Genomic DNA, 4,535 nt, shown 5'->3' on the forward strand with positions numbered 1-4,535 from the left:
TCCGTATGGCATTTTCCAGCAGCGAAATGTTCTTGCGAGCTGGCTGGCAACAGGTTGCGGCGTAGCGTTGTATCTGGCTTTAACGGCGCGTACTCGTTCTCTGACGTTGATATGTTTGTTGTCGTTATACCCTCTGTCTACAGCTTTAGTCCTTACACAAAGCCGTGTCGGCCTTCTTGGTTTATTTTGCGTCATCGTGCTGGCCGCTCTCGCGGACAGACCCCGCTGGCGCGGACGTCCCCTTAGCGGTCTGTTGCGCTTGATCTTCGTCGCCTCCTTGCTGTGTCAAACTATGCCATGCCAGGGGAGACAACGGCTGACTTTACGCATTCATCATCGAATGACCAGCGTATACGTATTCTGAAAGGTGCCATAAGTCTTATTCAACAGCGCCCCTTAACCGGTTGGGGGTTAGGCAGCTTTGAAGCGACCTTCCCGCAAGCCTTAGAGGATGTGGGCGTGACAAACATAGAGAGTGATACGGCTACGCATCCCCATAACGAACTGCTGTTCGTAACGGCTGAAGGTGGCATCGTCGCCTTGTTTGGTTTTTTGCTGCTATCAGGCGTTTGGCTGTGGCCGTGTATATGCCGCCTGAAAATGACAAACAATAACGCGCACCATCAATGTGAAAAGTGGTTTATTGCCTTAATGGGGTTGCCTTTAGTCATTCATATGATGACCGAATATCCTCTCTATACGTCTGTTCCCCATTTGATGCTGTTGCTGCTCCTTTTCCGCATCGGAATGCCGGAAAACGTGATGAATCAGGTACGTATACCTAAAACAGTCCGGTTGGGTATTCTGCCTGTCATTGTGCTCATTATGACCGCCGCGCTGGTCATCCTAGTAGCGGGATTTGATGCACAGCGGGAACTGACCAGAGCTGAAGCTGATATGAACGAAGGATTTATCCCTCGCCTTCCGGAACATAGCTGGAAATACCTGACGCAGGCAGAACGTCTTGAGCGCGATCAGCATCTGCTTATTGCGAATAAACCGGGGTTCGTTCGCGATATGGAAAGCATGTCTCTTTTCACTGTGTGGGGAAATAAATGGTTGTCAATCCACAATGATGCAGACGTAAGCGCTGCAATGATATTCATTGCGCACAGGCGCGGTGATTATCTGACAGCTGAAAAAATAAGAAAACGCGCAGCTCGGGTATTTGTAAATGACGAACGTTTTACTCGCGGGGGAAACTAATGGTTAACGATCTGACGTATAAGAAATTAGAAAGCACAAACATCAACTGTAATATTCTCTCGCCAGAAAATACCACATGGACAAATGTCACGGTGATTGGCCTGGATCTTTTTGCCATTTGCGGCGTGTGCAGTTTGCTCAAGCGTGTTGGGGGAGTGAAACTTCAGGTTTTCACTTCCTTACCCACTGATATGAATGTTCTGACTGACAGTAGCATCGTGATATGGGTAAAAATGCGTCACGATGGTTTGCCTGAATTAGCCGGACATATTGTGAAGGTTTGTCGTCGATACCGTCTGATGCGGCAACTCGTTATTAGCGATGCTATTCCTGAAGGAATGACGAATGATATCGGGCCTCTTTCCCGAGTATGGCTTACTCATGGGAGTGCAAAAGTGGATATTTTATTATCTTCATTACGGAAGGTGTTAAATGCTCATTGTTTGCCTGGTCCTTTGTTTATAAAACGCCTGGGAAGAGTGCAATGGAGGGTTCTTTTACTCCGCGCGAAGGGGATTAGCACACGTAAAATTGCAGAAATCTGTGGTATTGGCCTCAAGACCGTTAGCGCTCATGAGTCCGCAATTCGAGAACGATTAGGCACCAGGAATAAAAGTGAGTACGTCTGGTTAGTACGTAATGCTCAACTTATACAACAGGCGATACCCGCGTTGGGAAGAGATGCGTCAAGGTATGAAAGATGTAACAATATGCGAACAAAGCAAAAAGTATAATTGATGCGTCATAGATAACTCTCTTTTTCGATGACGAAATCGCTGAGCATGCGTGGTGAGGTTAGTAATAGATGGGTGCTATGTTTTACCACGGGTTTGTAGCTGTGAAACCTGGGAAAAAATAAGAATTAAAAATATTTAAAGAGAGTTAATAAGGTTCTGGTTGTAATTGTCTTGGTCAAAAAAAAGATATTGTCAATGTTGTTTTTTAAATTTTCAGTTTTTGGTTAAATATTTGCTTGCAAATATAGGTGATTTTTTTATTGTAGGCTTTTGAAGGCTATTATAACTGTGCGCTAAATTAATGCGTTGAATAAAAGAAATAACAAAATTAAGAAAAGCCATATTTACGATATGGGCAACATAAATATAATCTAAAAAAGAGTAAGGCGTTGTAGGTTGGTTCCGCGTTCATTACCTTGTTAGTGAACGCGGATTTATCAGTTGTCGAAATGGTTTTTATAATAATGAAAAATTTTAATGTACTAACCAAAGTCGTATTTTGCTTGTCGTTTTTATCAAGCGCATTTCCCACCTATGCTGCGGATGATGTCAAAGTGACTCAAAACACTTCAGTTTTTAAACTGAAGCTTAGTGCAACGCGATTAATCTATGAACAAGGGTCGGATGGCGCAGCGATAACTGTGACAAATCCGCAGGATTGGCCGATGCTTGTGCAGAGTAAAGTCTTTGAAGAAGATAAAGTAACTGCAGCGCCCTTTATTGTCACTCCGCCACTGTTCAGGCTTAATCCAGGCCAGCAAAATAAAATGTGGGTTGTGCAGACTGCGCCAGCTTTACAAGACAGGGAAAAATTACACTGGCTATGCGCCACCGGCATTCCGCCTAAAAAGAGTGATGTTTGGGCCGAGAAAGATAAAGAAAAAATTGCTGAAAATGTGAACCTGAACATCCAGGTTAACGTACATACCTGCATAAAACTTATTACTAGGCCATCTGGTATTGAAGGCTAGATGGTTAATGCGAGTGAGAAGTTATCGTGGAAAAAGCAGGGTGATAAAATTGTCGCGGTCAATCAGTCGCCGTTCTACATCAACCTTTCTTCTTTACAGGTTGGCGGTAGCAAGATTGAGAAACTAGATTATATTGCGCCGTTTTCGCAACATGAGTTTGTTATGCCAAAAACTAGCGGCCAGGATATTAAATGGTCTGTGATTACTGATGAAGGTGGTGAGAGTCGTTTGTTTACATCTCATTTGCAATCATAATGTATTACATTTTTATTGAATATTTTTATGCCATGCATATTCCATGTTTTATCGACTGTCATTAATTTTGATAATGGCCTTACTTGCGGGTCAGTTAAGTGCCCAGGAGTGGTCATTTGATTCTTCACAGTTGGAAGGAAACGTTAGTGCGGACACTGTGGCAATGTTTAATCAGGGAGAGCAACTCCCCGGAAATTATCGTGTGGAAATTTATCTTAACGGTGAAAAAGTTGATGTTGGGGAGTTTCCCTTTCATCGTCCGGAATCCCCTGAAGAAAAAGAGCTTGTTCCATGTTTAACCGTTGATGACCTTATCCACTATGGCATTAAAATTGATAAAAGCAGCAGTGATACTGACAATAAAAAGAATCAGTGTTTTAAATGGAACTCTATTGAAGGTTTGAAAGTAAATTATGATTTTGATAGCCAGCGCGTACAGATAACCGTTCCACAACTGTATCTGCAAGATAAAAAAAGTAGTTTAGCACCAGTGTCGTTATGGAATGAGGGTGTAGCTGCATTCCGCATGGGGTATCAGACAAATATTGATATTTCCAAACAAAATGATAATCAATCTACCACGCGTAATTCTCGTTATGGCAGGTTCACTCCAGGGTTTAATCTTGGTACCTGGAGGTTTCGTAGTTCAGTGACATGGAGCAAGGAACTTGGCCAGTCAGAAAGATGGCAAAGGGGTTACATGTGGTTTGAGCGAGGCATAAATGCGATTAAAAGCCGATTAACGCTTGGAGAATCTTATACGTCGTCTGAGGTGTTTGACAGCATACCTTTTCGCGGCGGGATGTTAGCGACCGACGATGCGATGACTCCGCCGGAGGACAGCTACTACACACCTGTGGTGCATGGAATAGCACAAAGTGAGGCGCAGGTTATTATTAAACAAAATGGGCAAATTATTTTTACCCGTTCTGTGCCGCCAGGGCCTTTTGCGCTGGATAATTTACCAACGCTGGCCGTTGGCGGGGAGCTTGATGTTACAGTGAGAGAGAGTAATGGCGAGGAGCAGCATTTTTCCGTGCCATTTCAAACGCCGGGCATCGCTCTGCATGAAGGATATTTCAAATATAGTGTGATGGGGGGGAATATAAAGAAGAAGGTATAAAAAGCTCCCCTGTCTCCGTGGGCGAAATCACGGCGATGTACGGGCTTCCTTATGGCGTCACGGTGTATGGAGGGATTCAAAGCGCCACTCATTTTAATGCAATATCTACGGGTATTGGCATTTCTCTGGGGCTGTTAGGGAGTTTATCGACAGATATTACGCGTTCGATTGCGAATTTATATTATGGGAATAAATATCGTATTCGTTATAGTAAATCCATTAGTGATTTTGGTACTCAATTGT

Annotated in this window: 5 protein-coding genes and 1 pseudogene; all 6 read left to right on the forward strand. The window is 43.5% G+C overall.

Annotated elements, in window-relative coordinates; all coding sequences use genetic code 11:
* Positions 1-364 (forward strand): pilin glycosylation ligase domain-containing protein (locus tag ACUU1M_RS18870; RefSeq protein ID WP_449144738.1); only part of this gene is annotated, 364 nt, incomplete at its 5' end.
* The gene (locus ACUU1M_RS18875) at positions 283-1,206 is read left to right on the forward strand and encodes a PglL family O-oligosaccharyltransferase (protein ID WP_234426375.1); all 924 of its coding nucleotides are present in this window, start codon (positions 283-285) and stop codon (positions 1,204-1,206) included. The genes ACUU1M_RS18870 and ACUU1M_RS18875, both read left to right, overlap by 82 nt.
* Entirely contained in the window at positions 1,206-1,940 is a 735-nt protein-coding gene (locus ACUU1M_RS18880; protein WP_000245840.1) for a helix-turn-helix transcriptional regulator, read from the forward strand. The genes ACUU1M_RS18875 and ACUU1M_RS18880 overlap by 1 nt, the downstream gene beginning before the upstream one ends.
* Positions 1,941-2,407: 467 nt before the next feature.
* Positions 2,408-2,914 carry a fimbria/pilus periplasmic chaperone gene (locus ACUU1M_RS18885; RefSeq protein ID WP_234426374.1) on the forward strand — a complete coding sequence of 169 codons (507 nt, stop codon included), beginning with the start codon at positions 2,408-2,410 and terminating at the stop codon, positions 2,912-2,914.
* Positions 2,915-3,169, forward strand: coding sequence for a fimbrial biogenesis chaperone (locus ACUU1M_RS18890; RefSeq protein WP_000245721.1), 255 nt, complete (start codon positions 2,915-2,917; stop codon positions 3,167-3,169).
* Positions 3,170-3,242: 73 nt separating this feature from the next.
* Positions 3,243-4,535, forward strand: a pseudogene (locus ACUU1M_RS18895) (fimbria/pilus outer membrane usher protein); the annotation flags it as partial.

This window comes from Shigella sp. SIG6 (assembly GCF_053555815.1).